Source organism: Euzebya tangerina, from assembly GCF_003074135.1.
GTDB lineage: Bacteria > Actinomycetota > Nitriliruptoria > Euzebyales > Euzebyaceae > Euzebya > Euzebya tangerina.
Genome location: NZ_PPDK01000002.1, coordinates 552,925 through 575,425, shown reverse-complemented (window position 1 = coordinate 575,425; position 22,501 = coordinate 552,925). Strand labels below are relative to the sequence as shown.

Annotated in this window: 14 protein-coding genes; 2 read left to right on the top strand and 12 right to left on the bottom strand. The window is 68.5% G+C overall.

Going from position 1 to position 22,501, the window contains the following annotated elements:
• From C1746_RS18355 to C1746_RS18300, 12 genes are all read right to left on the bottom strand, one after another.
• On the bottom strand, window positions 1–309 hold a 309-nt coding region (locus C1746_RS18355), incomplete at its 3' end, for a hypothetical protein (protein WP_162867928.1).
• Between the two features lie 40 nt (window positions 310–349).
• Window positions 350–757: a BlaI/MecI/CopY family transcriptional regulator gene (locus C1746_RS18350; RefSeq protein WP_116716190.1), complete on the bottom strand. Its 408-nt coding sequence runs from the start codon at window positions 755–757 to the stop codon at window positions 350–352.
• Between the two features lie 53 nt (window positions 758–810).
• Entirely contained in the window at window positions 811–1,584 is a 774-nt protein-coding gene (gene tpiA / locus C1746_RS18345) for a triose-phosphate isomerase (protein WP_116716189.1), read from the bottom strand.
• A gap of 26 nt (window positions 1,585–1,610) precedes the next feature.
• Window positions 1,611–2,801, bottom strand: coding sequence for a phosphoglycerate kinase (locus C1746_RS18340; RefSeq protein WP_240599047.1), 1,191 nt, complete (start codon window positions 2,799–2,801; stop codon window positions 1,611–1,613).
• 4 nt (window positions 2,802–2,805) lie between these two features.
• On the bottom strand, window positions 2,806–3,810 hold the full coding sequence (gene gap, locus C1746_RS18335; RefSeq protein ID WP_116716233.1) for a type I glyceraldehyde-3-phosphate dehydrogenase: 1,005 nt from the start codon (window positions 3,808–3,810) through the stop codon (window positions 2,806–2,808).
• A 113-nt stretch (window positions 3,811–3,923) separates the two neighbouring features.
• Window positions 3,924–4,835: a DNA-binding protein WhiA gene (gene whiA / locus C1746_RS18330; protein WP_116716188.1), complete on the bottom strand. Its 912-nt coding sequence runs from the start codon at window positions 4,833–4,835 to the stop codon at window positions 3,924–3,926.
• A gap of 13 nt (window positions 4,836–4,848) precedes the next feature.
• Complete coding sequence (locus C1746_RS18325) at window positions 4,849–5,814, bottom strand: gluconeogenesis factor YvcK family protein (RefSeq protein WP_162867927.1); 966 nt, start codon at window positions 5,812–5,814, stop codon at window positions 4,849–4,851.
• A 7-nt stretch (window positions 5,815–5,821) separates the two neighbouring features.
• A complete protein-coding gene (rapZ, locus tag C1746_RS18320; RefSeq protein ID WP_240599045.1) occupies window positions 5,822–6,715 on the bottom strand; it encodes an RNase adapter RapZ in 894 nt (297 codons plus the stop codon).
• Window positions 6,716–6,725: 10 nt separating this feature from the next.
• Window positions 6,726–8,711, bottom strand: coding sequence for an excinuclease ABC subunit UvrC (gene uvrC / locus C1746_RS18315; RefSeq protein ID WP_116716185.1), 1,986 nt, complete (start codon window positions 8,709–8,711; stop codon window positions 6,726–6,728).
• A gap of 63 nt (window positions 8,712–8,774) precedes the next feature.
• Entirely contained in the window at window positions 8,775–10,250 is a 1,476-nt protein-coding gene (locus C1746_RS18310; RefSeq protein ID WP_162867926.1) for a protoporphyrinogen/coproporphyrinogen oxidase, read from the bottom strand.
• A 126-nt stretch (window positions 10,251–10,376) separates the two neighbouring features.
• Window positions 10,377–13,241: an excinuclease ABC subunit UvrA gene (gene uvrA / locus C1746_RS18305; RefSeq protein WP_116716232.1), complete on the bottom strand. Its 2,865-nt coding sequence runs from the start codon at window positions 13,239–13,241 to the stop codon at window positions 10,377–10,379.
• A 69-nt stretch (window positions 13,242–13,310) separates the two neighbouring features.
• Complete coding sequence (locus tag C1746_RS18300; protein ID WP_162867925.1) at window positions 13,311–15,464, bottom strand: cell wall-binding repeat-containing protein; 2,154 nt, start codon at window positions 15,462–15,464, stop codon at window positions 13,311–13,313.
• Window positions 15,465–15,603: 139 nt separating this feature from the next.
• On the opposite strand from C1746_RS18300, the gene C1746_RS18290 reads away from it, so the two are divergent.
• Complete coding sequence (locus C1746_RS18290; RefSeq protein WP_162867924.1) at window positions 15,604–18,687, top strand: DUF302 domain-containing protein; 3,084 nt, start codon at window positions 15,604–15,606, stop codon at window positions 18,685–18,687.
• Window positions 18,688–18,840: 153 nt separating this feature from the next.
• A complete protein-coding gene (locus tag C1746_RS18285; protein ID WP_116716182.1) occupies window positions 18,841–22,449 on the top strand; it encodes a cell wall-binding repeat-containing protein in 3,609 nt (1,202 codons plus the stop codon).
• The last annotated feature ends 52 nt before the right edge of the window (window positions 22,450–22,501 follow it).

Genomic DNA, 22,501 nt, shown 5'->3' with positions numbered 1-22,501 from the left:
CCCGTAGGCCACGAGTAGCCACTCCAGCCGACGGATCGCGAAGGTGGACCCGAAGACCTCGAAGGGCTGGCCGTCCGCGACACTGACCACCAGTGATGGGAGGAAGGTGCTGCCTGGGGCTAGGCAGGCCGCCGCGGCCGCGGCCGCGACAACAACAGGAGCGAGGATCAAGGTCCGGCGGGCCCGGCCCGATCGGATCAGCCCGAACCGCGCCGCCAGTGCGGCAACAACCGCCGCGAGGACCGAGCCGAGCAGTGCCCGGACGGCGAACGACTCGAGCGACACGAAGACGCCCAACCCATCTGACATGAACCCACTGGAACTCACCGGAGTGCCTGGCCCTCGCGGTCTACCGGTCCTCTTCCGCCCGCTTGGCGTCGATGCTGGCCCTCAGCGTGGCGACGACGTCCGCATCGGAGCTGTCGTCGATCTTCTCGACGAAGTAGCTCATGGCTGGTTCGGGGAAGGCCTGGACCAACCAGTCGACAACCGACGTGACGGTGGAGCGGGCGTAGTCATCCCGGCTGATGGTCGGGCGGTAGCGGTGCGCCAGGCCGGTGGTGTCACGTTCCAGCAGACCCTTGGCCGCCAACCGCGCCATCGTGGTCATGATGGTGGTGTAGGCAAGGTCACGCCGATCGGCGAGGCTTGCGTGCACATCGCGGACGGTCGCCTCCTCCAGCGTCCACACCATCTCCATGACATCAGTCTCGAGCGGTCCGAGAAGACCTTGCAGGTGCTTGTTCCGCTTGCCCATCGTGGTGGTCCGTTCGCGTGGTCGGTGTCCGTCTCAGGTGAGTCTACTGCGAGTCACAGGCGCTTGAACCGAGCGATCACCGCGAAGTCGTCAGCGGTCAGGCTCGCGCCACCGACCAGAGCGCCGTCGATCTCGGGCTGGCTCATCAACTCGGCCACGTTGCCCGGCTTGACCGACCCGCCGTACTGCACGCGGACGGCGTCGGCGGTGTCCTGGCCGTGCAGCTCGGCAACGGTCCGACGGACCACACCACAGCCGTCGTTGGCGTCCGATGCGAGAGCGGTGCGGCCGGTCCCGATGGCCCACACGGGCTCGTAGGCGATGACCATGCCGGCCACGTCCTCGGCTGCGATCCCGGCAAGGCTGCCGGTCACCTGGCTGGAGATGACGGCCTCGACCTGGTCCGCGTCACGCTCCTCGAGCGTCTCGCCGACGCAGAGGATGGGCGTCATCTCGGCCCCCAGGATCGCCTTGATCTTGCTGTTCACGACCCCGTCGTCCTCCCCGAACAGCGCTCGACGTTCGGAGTGGCCCGCGAGGACGAACTCGCAGGCCAGTGCAGCCAGCATCGGGGCGGCGATCTCGCCGGTGTAGGCGCCGGAGGGCTCGTGGTGACAGCTCTGCGCCCCCAACCTGATCGCGAGACGGTCGCCCTCGATGAGCGTCTGGATGGATCGCAGGCTGGTGAAGGGCGGGATCACGGCCACGTCGGTGGCGTCGTAGTCATCCTGCGTCAGGTGGTAGCTGAGGTTCTGCACCAGGGCGATGCCCTCCAGGTGCGTGAGGTTCATCTTCCAGTTGCCTGCAATGATCGGCTTGCGACTCATGAGGGTGTCCTCCGGGGATCTCGCGGTCAGTTCTTCAGTGCTTCGACGCCCGGGAGGTCCTTACCCTCCAGGAACTCCAGTGACGCGCCGCCGCCGGTGGAGACGTGACTCATGGCCGACGCCAGGCCCATCTGGCGCACCGCGGCGGCGCTGTCGCCGCCGCCGATGACGGTGTAGCCGCCGTTCTCAGCGACCGCCCGGGCCACGGCCTCCGTCCCGGCGGCGAAGGCCGCCCACTCGAAGACGCCCATGGGTCCGTTCCACAGCACCATCGAGGCGCCGGCGATGACCGCCGCGTACGCCTCGGCGGAGTCCGGCCCGATGTCAAGACCCATCATGCCGGCGGGGATGTCGTCGGCGGGGACGACACGGTGATCGGCGTCCGCTGCGAAGTCGCTTGCTGCCACGATGTCGGTCGGCAGGTGGATCTCCACCCCCTGCTCCGTGGCTTGGTCGAGCAGCGAGAGCGCAGTCTCGATCTGGTCCTCCTCGACGCGGGAGGCACCGACCGACCCGCCTGTGGCGGCCAGGAACGTGAAGCACATCGCCCCGCCGATGAGCAGGTGGTCGACGCGCGGGAGCAGGCTCTGGATGATCTCGATCTTGTCGCTGACCTTCGCACCACCGAGGATTGCGACGAAGGGTGACTCGGGCGCGTCGAGGAGTCGGGACAGCGCCCGGATCTCCGCGGCCAGCAGATCGCCGGCGTAGTGCTGGCTCAGCACGGCAGGAACCCCGACGGTGGAGGCGTGGGCCCGGTGGGCGGCACCGAAGGCCTCGCTGACGTAGACCTCACCCAGGCCGGCAAGTTCGGCCGCGAAGTCGGGGGCGTTGGCCTTCTCCCCCGGCTCGAACCGCAGGTTCTCGAGGAGTGCCACCTCGCCGTCGGCCAGGTCGGCGACCGTCGCACGGGCCTCCTCACCGATGGTGTCGCGGGCGTACCGCACGTCGGTCTCGAGCAGGGAGGCCAGCCGACCGGCGACGGGGGCCAATCGCAGACTCTCCACGACCTCGCCCTTGGGTCGACCCAGGTGGCTCATCAGGATCACGCGGGCGCCGGCCTGCCGCAGCCGGTTGATGGTGGGGACCACCGCGACCAGCCGGAAGTCGTCGGCGACCTCACCCGTGTCGGTCAGCGGGACGTTCAGGTCGGCCCGGACCAGGACGCGCCGACCGGCTGCGTCCAGCTGATCCAGGCCGGGAAGGGCGTCAGCCACCGCGCTAGAGAGAGGCGGCGACGAAGTCGACGAGGTCGATGAGGCGGCAGGAGTAGCCCCACTCGTTGTCGTACCAGCCGAGGCACTTGACCGTGTTGCCCATGGCCATGGTGGTCAGGCCGTCGAGGATGCACGAGTGGGGGTTGCCCACGATGTCGGAGGAGACGATGGGATCGGTGGTGTACTCGAGGATCCCCTTGAGCGATCCTTCCGCGGCCGCCTTGAAGGCGGCGTTGACCTCGTCGGCGGTGACCTCGCGACTGAGGGTCACGGTGAGGTCGGTGACGGAGCCGTCGGGGACGGGCACCCGGACGGCCATGCCGTCCAGCTTTCCCTCCAGCTGCGGCAGCGCCAGGGATGCCGCCTTGGCGGCCCCGGTCGTGGTCGGGATGATGTTGACGGCAGCAGCACGAGCCCGGCGGAGGTCCTTGTGGGGCGCGTCCTGGGTTCCCTGGTCGTTGGTGTAGGCGTGGATCGTGGTCATGAAGCCCTGCTCGATCCCGAAGCTCTCGTCCAGGACCTTCGCCATCGGAACCACCGAGTTGGTCGTGCAGGAGGCGTTGGAGATGACGTGGTGGTTGTCCGGGTCGTAGGTGTCGGTGTTGACGCCCATGACCAGCGTGACGTCCTCGTTCTTGGCCGGTGCGGAGATGAGGACCTTCTTGGCGCCGCCGTCGAGGTGGAGGGCAGCCTTGTCCCGCGATGTGAAGAGCCCGGTCGACTCGATGACGATGTCGGCGCCGAGGTCACCCCACGGCAGGTTTGCGGGATCGCGCTCGGACATCACCTTCAGCGTGTCGCCGTCGATGACGAGTCCGTCCTCGTTCACCTCGACGCTGCCCGGGAAGACGCCGTGAACGCTGTCGTACTTGAGCAGATGGGCCAGCGTGTCGTTGCTGGTCAGATCGTTGACGCCGACGATGTCGATGTCAGCGCCGCCCTTCTTGGCGGCTCGGAGAAAGTTGCGACCGATGCGGCCGAAGCCGTTGATGCCGACCTTGGTGGTCATGGGGGACACGCGCTCCTTGAGCTGTTGGGGGTTCCGGTGCGCCGTGAACATAGCCCACGGCGGCCGGTCGCAACCGTGCGATGCAGGTGAGAACGGGTGACCGGTCGGACGGCTCAGCCCGTGTCGGGATCGATCTGCTCGGCTGTCTCCTGGGCCAACTGGTCGATTCGTGCCAGACGACGGTGGACGGTCGCCTTGCCCACGGGTGGGTCGAGCAGTTGGCCGAGGTCGGCCAGTGAGGCGGCGGGGTTGGCGATCCGGACCAGCGCCACATCGCGCAGCTCGGCCGGCATGCCGTCCCAACCGATGGCGGCAACGATCCCGTTGATGCGGTCGATCTGGCCTGCGGCGGCCGCGGTCGAGCGGCGCAGGTTCGCACGCTCGGCGTTGACGGAGCGGTTGACCCGTCCGCGGAGCTCCCGCCGCATGCGGCTCTGATCGAACTCGAGGAACGTTCCGTGTGCGCCCATGCCGATCAGCAGGTCGCCGACGGCCTCACCGCTCTTGATGACCACTCGGGCGCCGGTGGCGCGTCGGCTGAGCATGGCGGCGAGGTCCGCTGCGGTTGGCTCGCTGGGCGCCGCGATCTCGAAGTGCACGGGCTGACCGGTGCCGGACAGGCGGCCGGCGACCATCACCGCACCCGCGAGGTAGTCCAGCGGCCGGCCTGTGTGCGGCGGTCGAATCCCACGCTGGGGTCGCCCATCGGCGTCCAACAGACCGAGCGTCGTCAACCCCGGGCCGGCCAACTCGACGAGGTAGGCCGATGTTCGGTCGAGTGTGCCGGCGGACTGGATCACGGTTGGTCGGTCCCCCAGGAGGTCGAGCACGCTCTCGCGCAGCCGTCGCGCCACTGCCCCGTGGCCGCACCGGACGACCACCGTCACGCGGGTGCCGTCAGCGCCCCCACGGAGGGTGAGACTCCCGCCGAACCGGACCATGGCGGCAAGCTCCGCCTGCCGCCCGTCGTCGTCACGGCCCGGCAGGTGCGCCAGCTCCTCGCGAAGTGCGGTGGTCAGGCTCACACGCGCGCGATCGTCAGGCGGTCGAGGGTCGTGCCGCGGTCAAGATCTGCGACAGCTGGTTCGCCAGCCGCTGGGAGTCGTGTGCGGCGACGACGGTCCCATCAGGCCGTCGGCTGGCCAGATCACCGGTCACCACGCGCACCCGGGGGTGGTCGACGACCGGAGCCAGGGAGGCCCCCGACCCCTCCGCTGGTGGGCCGTCGTGGGCCAGGACGGTGACGGGTCGTCGACCCGGCAGGTAGCGCAGCAGCGCCTCGACGTGTGCCTGGAGGTCCATGCCTGCGGTCTCGCCCGGTTGGGAGGTGAGGTTGCCGACGTACACCAGCGGAGCGGTGCTGGCCTCGACGGCCACGGCGATCTCGGGCACGAGGAGGTTGGGGATGACCGAGGTGTACAGGCTCCCTGGCCCCAGCAGGATCAGCTCGGCCGCCTCGATGGCGCCACGGGCGCCCCGGAAGGCAGGGACGTCCCCGGGATCGGACCAGACCTCTTCGATGGTCCCGACCGTCGTCGCGATCGCCACCTGACCCCGAACCGTCGTCCCGTCGATGCGGGCGCAGAGGGTCACCTCGCTGGTGGTGCAGGGGTGAACCCGCCCGGCACAGCCGAGCATCCTGCCGGCGGTGGCGACCGCGGTTCCGACATCACCACCCCCCTGCTCGAGCAGCGCCAAGAGGATCAGGTTGCCGACAGCATGCCCCTCCAGTTGGCCCGCGGAGAAGCGGTGACCGAAGACGGTGGCGAGGGGGCCGGTCCGGGCCAGGGTCTCGAGGGCCATCCGCATGTCCCCGAGCGCCATGATCTTGTGGTCGGACCGCAACTTGCCGCTGCTGCCACCATCGTCCGCGACGGTGACCACCGCGTCGGGGTGCAGTCCCAACTCGACCAGTGCCTCCAGCGTCCGCGCCAGGCCGTGCCCGCCGCCGATCGCGACCACGCTGGTGCGAGGATCCGCCGTGTGGGAGAAAGAGCCGTGCACGCTGGGGCTACTCCCGCAGACGGTCACGGTGGTTGACGTGGACGGTCTGCCCGTCCTGCCGGATGTGCGCCGCGACCCGTTCGGTGAGGGCCACGGACCGGTGCTTGCCGCCGGTGCAGCCGATCGCGATGGTGAGGTACCGCTTCCCCTCACGACGGAAGGCAGGGATCATCAGATCCAGCAGCGGGAGCAGGTGATCCAGGAACTCCTGGGCCTCCGGCTGACCCAGCACGTAGTCGCGAACGGGCTCGTCGAGGCCCGTGTACGGCTTGAGTTCGGGGACCCAGTGCGGGTTCGGCAGGAACCGGACGTCGAACATCATGTCGGCGTCACGAGGCGTTCCGTGCTTGAAGCCGAACGAGACCATGTTGGTGACCATCACGGTGTCGCCCGGCGAGCCGAACGCGTCGGTCAGCTTGTCCCGAAGTTGGTGGACGTTCAGCTTCGTCGTGTCGATGACCAGGTCCGCGTCGGCGCGGAGCTCGGCCAGGATCTCACGCTCCCTTGCGATCCCCTCGATCACGCGGTCCTCGCCTGCCAGCGGATGCACCCGCCGGCCGGCTTCGTAGCGCTGGACCAGGCTCTGGGTCGACGCCTCCAGGTACAGGACCCGGACGCTCAGGCCGCGCTCCTCCAAGGAGCGGACGGTCTGGCGGAGGTCACCGAAGAACTGCCGGCCCCGGACGTCGATGACCAGCGCGATCCGGCTGACCTCGGCGCCGGGTCCGGTGGCCAGTGTGACGACGGAATCAAGCAGCTGGGGCGGCATGTTGTCGATGACGAAGTAGCCGAGGTCCTCGAGGACCTTGGCTGCCGTGGTTCGTCCTGCGCCGGAGAGACCGGTGATGATGGCGATGGTTGGCTGCGCGGCCGCGTCCATGGGCTCGTCTGGGTGCTCCACGGTGATGAGCCTAGTGTGCTCGCGCGCCAACCCGCGGTCGGAGGTGGTCGTGGATCGTCCCGGCAAGGGTGTCGCTGATCCCGTCCACCTCCGCCAGGTCGGCTGCGCTGGCCTCGCGGACGGCCTTGACCGTGCCGAAGTGCGTCATGAGCGCCGTCCGCCGCGCGGGCCCGACGCCCGGGATGTCGTCGAAGACGCTCTCGACCATCTCCTTGCCGCGCAGGCTGCGGTGGTAGGTGATGGCGAACCGGTGGGCCTCGTCGCGGATCCGCATGACGAGGAACAGTGCCTCGGAGGAGCGCGGCAGCATGATCGACTCGGCCCGGCCGGGGCGGAAGACCTCCTCCATCTTCTTCGCGAGGGACGCGATCTCCACTCCTTCGACGCCAAGGTCATCGAGCGCACGCTTGGCGGCCCCGAGCTGCCCCTTCCCGCCGTCGATGAGGACGAGGTTGGGTGGGTAGGCGAACTTGCCGGGTTGGCCGTCGCGTGTCTCGAGCTCGTCCTTCTCCGCGAGGTACCGCTTGAACCGGCGCGTGATGACCTCGTTCATCATGGCGAAGTCGTCCTGGCCGACGACACCGCGGATCTTGAAGCGGCGGTACTCGCTCTTGCGTGGCAGCCCGTCCTCCATGACGACCATCGAGGCGACCGAGTTCGTCCCCTGCAGGGTGGAGATGTCGTAGCACTCGATGCGCAGCGGGGCCTGCTCGAGGGACAGGTGCTCCTGAAGTTCCTTGAGCGCCTGCGAACGTGCGTTGAAGTCCTTGGCGCGCTTGAGCCGATGCTGCTGGAAGGACTCCTCGGCGTTCTCGCGCACCGTCTCGAGGACCGTCACCTTGGGGCCTCGTTGCGGGACGCGGATGGTGACCCTGGAGCCGCGCAGCTCGGCGAGCAGCTCCTCGAGGACGTCGGCGTCCTCAGGCATCTCGGGAACCAGCACCTCTTTCCCCACGACCTGCGTGGTGGCGAAGTCGGGCTCCTTGAGCAGCCCGTCCGAGCCGCCCTTCGCGGTGGCCGTGAGCGTGCGGGACGGACGGCCGAGGGTTGAGACCCGCTCGCTGAAGACCTGCACGATGAAGCGGGTCAGGAGCGCCGCCATGTCGAGGGCCTCCACGCGGTCGACCGTCCAGCCCTTGCGGCCGACCACCCGGCCGCGTCGGACGAAGAAGACCTGGAAGGCCACCTCCAACTCATCGGCGTGCCAGCTGATGGCGTCGAAGTCCTCACGGCGTCCCGTCACCATGACCTGCTTCGCCAGGGCGGTCTCCATCGCCTTCAGCTGGTCACGGATCCGTGCCGCTGCCTCGTAGTTCTGCTTGTCCGCCTCGGCCTGCATCCGGCGCTGCAGTTCCTCGACGGCGCCGTCGGTGTCGCCCTCGATGAAGCCCATGAGCCCGTCGAGCAGCTCGTCGTGCTCCTCGGTGCTCACCTCCCCCGTGCACGGGGCCGAGCACTTGCCGATGTGGAACAGCAGGCAGGGACGACCCGACCGGCGGTGGCGGTCGAAGACCCCCTTCGAGCACGTCCGGACGGGATACACGCGCAGCAGCAGATCCAGCGTCTCGCGGATGGCGTAGGCGTGGGCGTAGGGGCCGAAGTAGCGGGTGCCGTCGTTGCGCGGGTTGCGGCGAACCATGGCTCGCGGCACGTCCTCCCCCAGGGTGACCGCCAGGTAGGGGTAGGATTTGTCATCGTTGTAGCGGATGTTGAACCGCGGTCGGTGCTGCTTGATCAGGTTGTACTCGAGGTGCAGCGACTCGACGTCCGAGGCGACGATGATCCACTCCACGGCTGCGGCCGCCTCGACCATGGCCTGGGTCCGCTGGTGCAGCTGGGAGAGGTCCTGGAAGTAGGACGCCAGCCGTGACCGCAGGTTCTTCGCCTTCCCGACGTAGATGACCCGGCCGTGCCGGTCCCGCCACAGGTAGCAGCCCGGATCGGTCGGGATCGTCCCCGGATCCGGGCGAAACGCGAGAGCAGGGTTTTCGGGCACAACCTGATCTTGCCAGCCCCCTGTGACTCCGCCGCCCGGGCCCGCCCCGCTGAGGGGCCGCCCTCAGTCCTCCACGACGTTGGTGGCGATCTCGCCCAGAGCGCGCTGCCAGCGTGAGTCGTCCCACGCGCCGTCGTCCGTGAGGCAGCCGACAGCCAGGTGGGCCATCTCGATGACGTGGTGGAGGTTGTCGATGACGGTCAGCCCCTGCCGACCCAGCAAGGTGACCCCTGGGATCGACCCGGCGCGCTGGACCAGCCGCCGCAGCCCTGGGACGGCGTCGTTGCCGTACCGGGGGTACACCCTGGGCAACCGGATGACCTCGACGGCGGACGGCCGCACAGCTGGCAGCCCCAGCCGCTGGATGCCGTCTGCCACCAGCGACCCGAGTTCTTGCACCGAGGACGACCAGGTGCGATCACCGACGGAGGCCGGGACCTCGGCACAGATCACGGTCGTGTCCGGCGGGTCGGGACCGTCCCGATAGTTCTTGGGTTCGGAGAGGCGCACGAACGGCACGCCGGGCGTGGGGACGTAGTGGGCGTCGAAGGCCGTGTACTGCGGGCGCTGCAGCGTGAGGTAGACGAGGACGACGCCACGGAAGTCCAACCCGGCGACCGGCACGGCGGCCTCCTCGCCCATCGCCTCGAGCAGTGCGTCGGGCGGCGCCGTCCAGAGGACCCGCTTCGCGGTCAATCGCCGCCCGGAGCCGAGCGTCACGCTGACCGTCGCGCTGGGTCCCGCCGCGGCCGGAGCGGGACCGGGCGCACCCGATCCTGCGGACGCCGAGGGTCGCGGGCTGCTGGCGACCGATAGCTGTGCAGGCGCGTCGGCCAATGCGATATCGACGCCGGCCTCGACCGCCGCTTCGGCCAGGCGCTCGGCGATCTGGCCGTAGCCCAGCCGCGGGTAGAGGAACGTCCGACCCTCGGGTCTGGCGGTGCCGACGAGCTTGCGGAGCACGTCCCCTCCCCCGGTCAGGGCGATCCGTCGCCGGGCCAGCTCGCCCGCGAGGCGGGAGGGCGGAACACCCCAGAGCTTCTCGGCGTACGGACCGTGGAAGGTGCGGAGTACCGTCGGGCCCAGGCGGGCGCGGATCACGTCGGCGTAGGAGTCGGATGGGGCTTCGCGCCGCAGGGGGCCGGTGAGCAGATCCCGGCCGATGGCGAGCGCCTGGGCGGGTGGGACGGTGCGAACCAGGTCGCCGACCTGCAGCGGGAAGCCAACCCACCGCTCCCCCAACCGCAGGCGGCCGCGACGGGGGCGGACCTGCACGTCCTCGCCCAACAGCTCCTCGACGAGCGCACGGCTGCGGGCCGAGGCCGCGGGGTGCAGACGATGGCTGCCGAGGTCCACGCGCTGGCCGCTCACCGTCACGCTGGCCGACATCCCGCCGAGCCGGTCGGACGCCTCGACCAGGACCACGGAGAACCCGCGCCGCGCGGCGAGGAGCGCTGAGGCGAGCCCGGCCGGCCCCCCGCCGACCACCACGACGTCCGCGCTCCGACCGGGGGTGTTCACGTCGGCGTGTGGGGTCACTGGGCGGTGCCGGCTTGGTTCGGTGGGTGGACCTGCCGCGCCTGACAGGCGGCAAGTCCACCCACCAAGACCGGACAGCGACCCGTCACACCCTGCCCTCGCGCCCTCACCCGCAAGATGACAGGATCAGTCCAGCATCCCGGCCAGGAACTTGCCGGTGTAGCTGTTGGGGGTGTCGACGATCTGCTCCGGTGTCCCCTCACCGATGATGGTGCCACCGCCCGACCCGCCCTCGGGCCCCAGGTCGATGATCCAGTCAGCGGTCTTGACCACCTCGAGGTCGTGCTCGATCACGATGACCGTGTTGCCCTTGTCCACCAAGCGGTGCAGGACGTCCAGCAGCTTCCGGACGTCGTCGAAGTGCAAGCCGGTGGTGGGCTCGTCAAGGATGTAGACGGTCTGGCCGGTCTGGCGTTTCCGCAGCTCGCTGGCGAGCTTGACCCGCTGCGCCTCTCCACCGGACAGCGTGGTCGCCGACTGTCCCAGCCGGACGTAGCCCAGGCCGACGTCGACCAGGGTCTCCATGTGGGTTCGGATCGACGTCAGGTTCTCGAAGAACGTGAGTGCCTCGTCGATCGGCATGTCGAGGACGTCGGAGATGGTCTTGCCCTTGTAGTGCACCTGCAGCGTCTCGCGGTTGTATCGCGCGCCCTTGCACACCTCACACGGGACGTAGATGTCCGGCAGGAACTGCATGTCGATCTTGATCGTCCCGTCGCCCTTGCAGTTCTCGCACCGGCCGCCCTTGACGTTGAAGGAGAACCGGCCGGGCTGGTAGCCGCGGACCTTCGCCTCCTGCGTCGCAGCGAAGAGCTTGCGGATGTGGTCGAAGACCCCGGTGTAGGTGGCGGGGTTGGAGCGCGGCGTCCGCCCGATAGGCGACTGGTCGATCCCGACGACCTTGTCGATCTTGTCCAGACCGTCCACCTTCCGGTGTGCACCGGGAACGGTCCGCGACCCGTAGACGTGTCGCAGCAGCACCTGCTTCAGGATGTCGTTCACCAGCGTCGACTTGCCCGAGCCGCTGACGCCGGTGACGGCCGTGAACACCCCGAGCGGGAACTTCACGGTCACATTGTCGAGGTTGTGCTCACGTGCCCCGCGGACGGTGATCGACTTGGACTTCGTCACCTTGCGCCGAGCCTCCGGCACCGCGATGGACTTGCGGCCCGAGAGGTAGGCCCCGGTCATCGAGCGGTCGTTGTCGAGCAAGCCGTCCAAGGTGCCGGAGTGGACGATCTCACCGCCCCGCTCCCCCGCCCCCGGGCCGATCTCGACGATGTGGTCCGCCGCCTCCATGGTCGCCCGGTCGTGCTCGACGACGATGACGGTGTTGCCCAGGTTCCGCAGACGCACCAGCGTGTCGATCAGCCGCTCGTTGTCGCGCTGGTGCAGGCCGATCGACGGCTCGTCCAGGACGTACAGGCAGCCCACGAGCCCGGACCCGATCTGGGTGGCCAGCCGAATGCGCTGTGCCTCGCCACCCGCCAGCGTGCCTGCGGCGCGGGACAGGGTCAGGTAGTCGAGACCGACGTCCAGCAGGAAGGAGAGCCGCTCATTGATCTCCTTCAGCACCGGTGCGGCGATCATGGCGTCGCGCTCGTCCAGCACCACCTGGTCGAAGAAGGCCTCGCTGTCGCGGATCGACATCGCCGACACGTCGGCGATCGACTTGCCCTCGATCAGCACGTGGAGCGGGAGGGGCCGCAGGCGCGCGCCCTTGCACGTCGGACACGGCACCTCGCGCATGTACTCCTGGATCTTGTCGCGCTGGTAGTCGGAGTCGGTCTCCGCGTACTTGCGCTGCAGCCACGGGATGGCGCCCTCGAAGTTGGCGTTGTAGGAGCGCTTCCGGCCGTAGCGGTTGGTGTAGCTGACGTGGACCTTGCCGTCCAGGCCGTGGAGCAGCACGCGCTTGTCCTTGGCCTTCAATGACTTCCATGGCGTCGAGGTCTTGAAGCCACGCTTGTCCGCGATCGCGGCGAGCACCTGGGAGAAGTAGCGCTGCTGTGGCCCGCTGGAGAACGGGATGATCACCCCGTCGTCGATCGAGTCGTCGATCGATGTGATCACCAGATCCGGGTCAACCTCTTTGCGGATGCCCAGACCGTCGCAGGCCGTGCAGGCCCCGTACGGGGTGTTGAACGAGAACGAGCGCGGCTCCAGCTTGTCGAACGACAGCCCGTCGTAGGGACAGGCGAGATGCTCACTGAAGACCGTCCGCTCCCCCTCCCCGTCCTTGGGTACCGTCACCACCGCCGCCAGGCCGTCGGCCAGGTTGAGCGCCTGCTCGATCGCGTCGTTCAGTCGCCGGCGGATGTCCGGCTTGGCCACCAGTCGATCGACCACGACCTCGATGTCGTGCTGCTCGTACCGCTCGAGCTCGGGCGGGTCGGCAAGGTCCGCCATCTCCCCGTTCACCAGCGCACGAGCAAAGCCCTTCTGCGAGAGCTCCTTCATGAGCGTCGTGTAGTTGCCCTTGCGTCCCCGGACCACGGGTGCGAGGACCATGAAGCGCTCCCCCTCGGGCAGCTGCTCCAACTGGTCCACGATCTGCTCGGCTGACTGGCGCTCGATCGGCCGACCGCACTCCGGGCAGTGGGGCTTGCCGATCCGCGCGAAGAGAAGCCGGAGGTAGTCGTACACCTCCGTGATCGTCCCGACCGTGGACCGCGGGTTCTTCGAGGTGGTCTTCTGGTCGATCGAGATGGCCGGGGACAGCCCCTCGATGAAGTCGACGTCCGGCTTGTCCATCTGGCCCAGGAACTGCCGCGCGTACGCGCTGAGCGACTCGACGTACCGCCGCTGCCCCTCCGCGTAGATGGTGTCGAAGGCCAGCGATGACTTGCCGGAGCCGCTCAGACCGCTGAAGACGACCAGGGCATCCCGCGGGATCTCGATCGAGACATCCTTGAGGTTGTGCTCTCTGGCACCGGCCACAACGAGGGTCGATGCGGGGGCGGGAACGGCGGATGGGTCAGGGCTGCTCACGATCCGCCCCAACCTACCCGGGGGGTGCGACAGCCACTCCCACTCGTCTGGCGGAGGTCGCCACACCGGTCATCCCGTCGTTGAGAATTCGCCCCACACTCCCAAGGGCCCGCGGTCTCTCTCGATCTGGATCTGGCCGCCGTCTTGGAGCGTCAATGGGTGCCCCAGGTACATCACGAGGATGCCGTCCGACCCGTCTATCCACAGGAAGGTACAAGGGAGACCGGCAGGAGCCATCAACTTGCTGGGCGTCGACGCAAGCTGTCCAAAGAAGCAGTTGGCCCGGATGTTCCTGTCCAGGATCCACACGGGAACACCCTCACGTTCTGGCGCTGGCCAACTCGTGTCGACGATGGCGAGGCTGCTTACCAGAACGTCGTATGTGACGGTGATCGGGTCCTGGTCCGGGCTCGCATCGGCGATGTCGAGCTCCACGGTTTGCCCGGTGCCGCCGAAGACCTCGGTCGAATCATCCCCTTCGCCGATGGTGACCTGGTAACGGTTGACGAAGGTGGCGTCCGAGTCAGCGATGAGTTTGAGCGTGCACCGGGCGTCGCTGAGCACCTCGCTCTGGCCTTGCATGTCATCCCAAGTCGCGAGCGGGGGGTACGGGTTTCCGTCAGCGTCAGCGACAGGGACCTCACCGGTAAGGATGAGATCATCGACGTTCTCGATGCCTTCGGGGTCATGGTCGCACGTCGTGGTTGACCGCAGCACGACCGGATACGGGGTGTCGCGGTCGTCCCGCACGGAGGGGATGACGGTTATGTCCACATTGTCGGGTTCGACACTGCCGGCCGGCCGAACGTAGCCGCGGCTGACCACGGCCGTCTCCCCGTTGTCGAACGTGGCGCGCAGGGTCGAGTCACAAGTTTCCCGTTCGCCGTAGCGAGGCACTTGCAACACGGCGTTGCCCGAATCGTCCAGCTCGATGACTCCCGAGGCATCAGGAGTTGCAGCGGCTAGGCAACCCTCGATCAACAGTTCGGTACCCGCCGCCAGATCGACGGGGTCCACACCAATCATGACGTTCGAACCGAAGCCGACTGCGGCGCCGTCCGCAGGACGGATCCCGATCAGCGGTGATGGCGGCAGACCGGTGCCGCGACGTCCGAACTCGCACGTCTCGAAGGAGATGATGCACAGCAGGACCGTGTCGTCGTCCTCTGGAGCGGCCACCTCCGTCTGGCTCATCTGTGCTTCAGTCTCGACGGGAAGTGCCTCGCCGGTGCCCAGCAGGATGGGAGAGTCGGTGGCCGCGGAGACAGAGGCAGCGGCAAAGCCGGCCTGCCACGCATCCTCCTCGGTGCCCTCGATCAGGGTCCACCCGGCGATGCCGTCCGCATCGTCGACCGTGTCTCTGTCGGCGACGACCTTGGCGATCTCGGCGGCTGTTCCGAATCGGTTGGGGCCGGCCACCCGGGTGACTCGGGTCAGTGTCTCCAGCTCTGCCTCGACAGCGGCGCTGATCGCCTCGGTGCCCCCCACGATGTAGACGTCCTCCACGCCGTCCCGGATGACATCCCGCGTGCGGCTTGACAGCGTGCTGCTGTCGGTCAGCAGGATCGGCCAGCCCGTCTCGGCGCCCATTGCGCCAGCGGCGAGCGCGTCGGCGAAGGCTTGAGTCGGGTCGCCGCTGCTCCCGTACGCGCGCGCGAGGATCACGGTCTCGACCGGCTCGTCTGAGGCAATGCGGTCGGCGATCTCCGCGGCGGTCGAGATCCGATCGGGGCCGGCGACGCGGTCGACGGCGAGACCCAGTCGAATCAGATCGCCGATGACAGTGTCGGACACGGCAGCGGTGCCGCCCAGAACCACGACGCGCTCGACGCCCAGTCGGCTGATCTCATCGCCGACGATGGCGGGCAGCTCGCCCTGCCCAGGAATCAGGAGCAGTGGTCGGGTGCCCTGTAGGGCGCCAGACGCCAGTGCGTCAGCGAAGTCGTCGTCCCGGGCGATCAGGACTTCATCGATGACCGCATCGTCCGGCATCTCCTGGGAGATGGCGACGCTGAGCTCGGCCGGGGTGTCGTACTGACTGGTGTCGATTATGCGGGTACCCGAACCCGGCTCGGACTCGCTGCTGGTGTCGAGACCGCTACCCGACTCACTATCTCCCTGAGCTGACGCTGGTCCTCCAACCAACACCGCCCAACCCGAGATGGCAATCGCCATCGCGACCATCACCATGACCAACTGTCGTGACGTCAACGCCTTGTCCATCGTCCCGCTCCCGTCTTGGACGCCTACCCGCAAACAACGCGTTCGAGATCCTACCGTTGGACGGCACCGCGTCTGGAGTTGCAGCGATACCGCTGTCGTCCTTGTGCTAGCGGTGGTGTGTAGTCGAGTATGCGGCCCCATGAGCCGAACCAGAACAGCAGTCCTGACCGCCTTCCTCCTTCTCGTGAGCCTGGTCGTACCGGCCGCGGCACAGGAGGATTCAGATCGACCGGAGTACGTCGTCGTGGATCCCGCGGAGGGGTTCGAGGCCCTGCCCGGCGCCACCGCGTTCGCCGGCACCATCGACCTGGGCAACGGCGAGTCGGGGTATCGGATCGAGGTGCCGGATGCCTGGAACGGCCAACTCGTGCTCTACGCCCACGGCTTCGTCGGACCGCAGGACCCCAATCTGGTCGTGCAGAACCCCCGGGATGCGCTCCGTGAATACTTCATCAGCGAAGGCTACGCCTGGGCGGCCGCCAGCTACTCCCAGAACGGCTACACCATCGATACCGCGATCGAAGAGACGGACGCCCTGCGGTCGCAGTTCTTCGACCTTACCGGTCTGGACACACCGACCGGCACCATCTTCCACGGGTTCTCCATGGGCGGACACATCACCGGTGCGGCTATCGAGCGCCGTCCAGACGCCTACATCGGGGCCCTTCCCGGCTGTGGCGTCATGGGCGACTACGACCTGTTCGAGTACTTCACGGACGTGAACCTGGTTGCTGGGGCGCTGGCTGGTGTAGAGGTCCCGGTTCCGGGCGACCCCTCATTCCTCGCCGGGCCCGCGCAGCAGATCACCGAGGCCCTCGGCCTTCAGTCTGGCCTGTCGACTCCGGAAGGACGACAGTACTCAGGAGCCGTCGAGGTCCTCAGCGGTGGTGAGCGTCCTACGTTCGATGAGTCCCTCGCCTACTGGAACGCCTTCCCGATCCCGTTCCTCCAGGCGCTGTACGGTCGCGGGCTGTCCGGGGGCATCGAGGACCCGGTCGGCTTGGACGAGTCGTACGACAACTCCGCAACGATCTACGGCTTCCCCAACGGCACGTCCGCGGAGCCAAGCCCGCAAGAGGCTGCATTGAACGCGGCGATCCCACGGTTCGACAACACAGAGGATCCCCCCTTCCCCGTCATCGACGGCACGCCGCAGATCCCGGTCCTCTCGCTGCACAACACCGGTGACCTCTTCGTCCCGCTTCTCAACCAGGTGGTGTACGCGCAGGAGGTCGCCGACAACGGGTTGAGCGACAACCTGGTCCAGCGGACAATCCGATCCCCCGGGCACTGTGACTTCTCGGGCGAGGAACTCGTCACCGCCTTCGCCGACCTGGTCGCGTGGATCGACTCGGGCATCGCTCCAGCCGGTGAAGACCTGCTGGACCCAGCGGTCCGGGCGGATCGGAACCTGGGCTGCGCCTTCACCGTGGGCGAGACCGACCCGAACCAGGGCCGCTTCCTGATGCCCGCGTGCACCGACCCAGCCCTGATCCCGTTCTCGGGCGACGACCCGGTCGCCACGTCGTTGGCCCTCGCCGCCCTCACCGACACGGGCACGGACACCGACACTTCGAGCACAACCGTCATCGCCCGGTCCGACGTCTTCGCCGACGGGCTGACCGGCTCGGCCCTGGCTGGCGTCCTCGGTGCGCCGCTCGTCCTCAACCCGATGGACAGCCTGGACCCTCGCGTGCTGGCTGAGCTGCAGCGGCGCGGCACCACCGACGTCACCCTCCTGGGTGGTGTGGATGCGCTGTCCGCGGACGTCGAGCAGGCCCTGGTCGACGCCGGCATCGCCGTCACCCGGATCGGCGGTCTGAACCGCTTCGACACTGCCGCGCTCATCGCGGAGGCCGTGACCGCAGCCGGCGGCTCGCCGGCACAGGTCTACCTGGCCTACGGCGGCAACTTCGCCGACTCGGTCGCGGTCGCCGGACTGGCGGCCTTCCTCGGCCAGCCGATTCTGCTGACCGAGATCGATCGCGTTCCGACCGAGACCACGGCGGCGCTCGAGACGCTCGACAGCGGCACCGAGACGATCGTCGTCGGCGGGAACGCCGTCGTCAGCGACGAGGTCGCCGGGGACAGCCTGCGCCTGGCCGGGCCGACCCGCTACGGCACCAGCGCGGCCGTCGTTGACGCCTCCCGCAACGCCGGCTTGTCCATCAACAACCCCTGGGTCGTGACCGGCGAGTCCTTCGCCGACGCTCTGATCGCCGGTCCGGCAGCTGCCCGAGCTGGCCAGATCATGGCCATGGTGGACGGCGATGACCTGCAGATCTCTGGGGCGTCGACCAATGTGCTGCTGGAGTCCCTGGCCCCCGACGTCGACAACCTCGTCGTCGTGAGCAGCGGCGGCGCGGTGACCGACACATCGGCCGACACCCTGCTGGCCGCCGTCACGACCGGTGCGGCGGTCACCGAGGGGGCCGGCCTGGTCACCGTGGACCTGGCCGGCACCGTCGAGGAGGAGGTCGCGGCGATCACCCAGCGGATCGAGGACGCACCGCCCAGCCTGCGACTGGAGGTCGACCACGCGGCGAATGCCGACGGGGCTGGCCTGACCCTCGAGCCGACCACCCTGCTCATCTTCGGAGCCCCGCCCGTCGGGACCCCGCTGATGCAGGCCTCCCGCTCGACGGCCATCGACCTCCCGCAGAAGATCGTGGTCTGGTCGGATGTCGACGGCACCCACGCCACCTACACCCATCCGGACTACCTGGTGGCCCGGCACGGCTTGGAGGGGGTCGATGAGCAGCTCGCGGCGATCGGCAACCTGATCCCGAGCCTGCTCGGACTGCCCGCAGCACCTCCGGCGCCCGCTGGTGGCGCAGGCCGCGGGGTGGGTCTCGCGACCGTCGAGGTGGAGGGCTCGGTCGAGGACGTCGTGGCCGACATCACGGAGCGGATCGATGGGGCACCACCGACCCTGATCGACACCATCGACCACGCCGCTGCGGCGGAGGCCGCGGGACTGGAGCTTGACCCGACCACGCTGCTGATCTTCGGCGCTCCCCCGGTGGGAACCCCGCTGATGCAGTCGGCACGGTCGGTTGCGATCGACCTGCCGCAGAAGCTGCTGGTGTGGTCCGACGACGCCGGCACCTACGTGACGTGGAACACCCCGACCTACCTCGACGGTCGCCATGGTCTCGAGGGCGTTGATCAGCAGCTCGAGATGATCGGCATGCTGCTGCCAACTCTGGCCACCGGCGGATAGACACCCCCGCGAGCAATCCCAACGGGCCCCGATCAGTCGGGGCCCGTTCTGCGTGTGTAAGGACTCCTACCGAGTTCCTACCGGCCCTTCCTAGCGTGCGTACCAACCCCGGCTTCGAGGGGTGTACGCACTGCTTCTTGAGGGAGAGCCATCATGTTCCGCCACAACGCCATCAGACCCGTCATCTCGTCCGTCCTGAGCCTGGCCCTGCTCGCCAGCCTCCTGACCCTCTGGCTCAGCGTGACCGCGTCACCTGCCAGCGCGGAACTGGTCCGCTCGATCGTCGATAGCACCCGCGATGCGGGGACGTTCTCCTCGCTGGTGCTCGATGCCGACGGCAACCCGGTGATCAGCTACCACGAGTCCGTGCGCGGTGAGCTCAAGCTGGCGCGCTGCAACGATCCAGACTGTGCCGGCGGCGACGAGGCCATCCAGGTGGTCGACACCGACGGTCGTGTGGGCTCCCACACCTCGTTGGCGCTGGCGGCCGACGGAACACCGGTGATCGCCTACTACGACATCGACAACGCCGACCTGAAGGTCGTGCGCTGCAACGATCCGAACTGCGCCGGAGCCAACGAGACTCCCCGGACCGTCGACGCCACCGGCGACGTCGGCCAGCACGCGTCTCTGGCGTTGGATGCCGGCGGGCACCCCGTCATCAGCTACTACGACGCCACGAACGACCGCCTCAAGGTGGCGCTCTGCGACGACCCCGCCTGCGCAGGAGGGGCGTCGATCCAGACCGTGGACGGCGCCGCCTCGGGTGGCACCTTCACCTCGCTCCATCTCGACGACGCCGGCCATCCCGTGATCAGCCACCAGGGGGCGGCACCCCAGCCGTTGACCGCCGCGGTGCGGCTGGTCCACTGCGACGACCCTGCCTGCGCAGGTGAGGACGCCGGCGTCCGGGTCACCACCACCGACGCGCCAGGTCACCGCAGCGCGCTGGAACTGGACGACGCCGGCAACCCGATCATCGCCTACCGGGATGCCCGGTTCCCGGGCGGTGTCATCCCGCGGCTGCAGGTCCTGCACTGCAACGACCCCGACTGCAGCGACGGCGACGAGATCATCTCGGTGCCCAATGGCGCCGTCGGCGTTGGTGCCTTCATCGACATGACCCTCGACGTGCTCGGCCATCCCGTCATCAGTCACTACGACATCACCAATGCCGATCTGCGGGTGGTCCACTGCAACGACCCGTCGTGCGCCGGACAGGACGAGTCCAACCGCAGCCCCGACTGGGCAGGGGATGTCGGGCAGCACACCTCCATCGCCCTCGACGCCGTCGGCAACCCGGTCATCGCCGAGTTCGTCGCCGGATCGAACGACCTGAAGCTGGTCCACTGCGACTCCCCGTCGTGTGGGGAGGACGAGGCGATCAGGACACCCGTCGGCACCGGCACGGTCGGCCTGCACTCCTCGTTGCAGCTGAACGCCGCCGACAACCCGGTTGCCAGCTTCATCGACGGGTCGAATGGGGACCTCGAGATCGTGGTCTGCAACGAGCCCATCTGCGGCGGCGGGGACGAGATGGTCTCGGTCCTCGAAGACGGCTCGGTCGTCAGCCAGGGAACATCTCTGGCCCTGGGGACGAGCGACAACCCCTCGGTGGCCTTCCGCCTGGGTGGTGACCTGGCTCTGGCCCACTGCACCGATCAGGACTGCGCACAGCCGACGGACGTCTCGGTGAACCTGCTGGCCGATTCACCCCCGCCGGGAGGCACTGGGCCCTTCCAGGGCGCGTCCGTCGTACTCAACGGCGATGAGAACCCGGTCGTCAGTTTCGCCAACTTCCAAGGTCGGGTGAACACGGTGTTCTGCAACGACGCCGCCTGCGCCGGCCGGGACGAGCTCTTCTCGAACCTGGACGACGGCTTGGGGAACGCCCGACCGACCGCGCTCACCCTCGACGACGCAGGCAACCCAGTTGTCGCCTACGACCGCCTGAACGCGGGGACCAGCGACTTCGACCTCCTCCTCGCCCACTGCAACGATCCCCTCTGCCAGGGCGACGACGAGTCCATCGAGGAGATCGGTGACCCCAACGCCTCACTCGGCTCCCCCAGGGCCATCGTGCTCGACGCCGACGGCAACCCAGTTGTGGCGTTCGAGAGCTTCATCAGCTCCACAGCCGTCGGGGTCCTCCACTGCAATGACCCGAACTGCGCCGGCGGTGACGAGTCGCTGACCTTCCCCGACACCAGCGGCGTCACCTTCGACGCCGACTTGGCGATTGCACCCGACGGGAACCCGGTACTGGCCTACACCGCCCGCCCGTCCAGCACGACACCGCCGAGCCTGCGCCTCTTGCACTGCAACGACCCGAACTGCGCCGGCGACGACGAGTCACCAACAACCATCGACGACCAGGGAGCGGTCGGCATACAACCGTCGCTTGCGCTGAACAGCGCCGGCCACCCCGTTGTCAGCTACCACGACGAATCGAACGGCGACCTCAAGGTCCTGCACTGCAACGACGCCGGCTGCCGTCCCAATCAGCTCCCGACCGCGGACGCCGGTGGCCCCTACTCGACCATCGCCGGGGATGCCGTGACCCTGGCCGGATCGGGCGGCGACCCCGACGGCGGGGCCGTGACGTACCAGTGGGACCTGGACGGTGACGGCGACTTCGATGATGCGACAGGTGCCGCGCCGGAGGTGGACACGACGGGCTTCGAGCCAGGCGACCGGACCATCGCCCTCCGCGTGGTCGATGACGAGGTCAATCACACGACCGCGAGCACAACGCTGACCGTCCAGCCCGACCCCGACGGACCCGGCGACCCGAACCCTGGGGACCCCGACGACCAGCCCGACCCCGATAACGTCATCGAGACCGCGATCGCGCTGTCCCAGGAGCGCTTCCCGGACAACCCGCAGGTGCCACCGACGCACGTGGTCCTGGCTCGCACGCTGGTGTTCGCGGACGCGCTGACAGGCTCGGTCCTGACCTCGCAGGCGCCACTGCTGTTCACGGACCAGGCGGCATTGGACCCGCGGACAGAAGCCGAGATCAACCGGCTTCTCGGGGGCCAGGGCACGGTGATCCTGCTGGGCGGCATCAACGCGCTCGCACCCGCCGTCGAGCAGGCCCTGATCGCCGCCGGCTACGACATCGTGCGGCTGGAGGGCCCGTCACGGGTTGAGACGGCCGTTGCCATCGCCGATCACGCTCGCACCCTCTTCGGGGACACCCCGGAGGTTGGCATCGCCCGGGCGGACAGCCCGCCCGACAACCCCACCGCGGCGTGGGCGGACAGCGTCAGCGCGGGCGGCTGGGCGGCGAACATCCACGCGCCCATCCTGCTGACACCAACGGCGAGCCTGCACCCGGCCACGGGGCAGTGGCTGGCCGACCACCCCGATCCGTCACGGGTCATCCTCGGTGGCACGGCCGCGGTGTCTGACGCGGCGGCTCAGGCGATCGGTCCGCACCAGCGGGTCGGCGGTTCCAACCGGTTCGAGACCGCGGTGCTGATCGCCACGCAACTGCGCACCGACAGCCAAGGAACCACGTTCCAGATCACGAACGGCGAGCACGTCGACGGCTGGGCCTACGCCCTGGCCGGGGCGAGCCTCTCCGCCATCGACGACGCGCCACTGCTGCTCGCAGCCGACGGCCGACTTCCGATCGAGACCGACCAGGCGCTCTGTGCCGGCCCCGACCGGGCGACCGTGCGCATCATCGGCGACACATCGGTCGTAGGCCAGGCCGTCCGAGACGCGCTGGCGACGGACTGCCCGACCACGCCGTGATCAGGTGACCCCCCCCCACCGGCACTCGCCGTCCCCCTCATGCGGCTTGCTC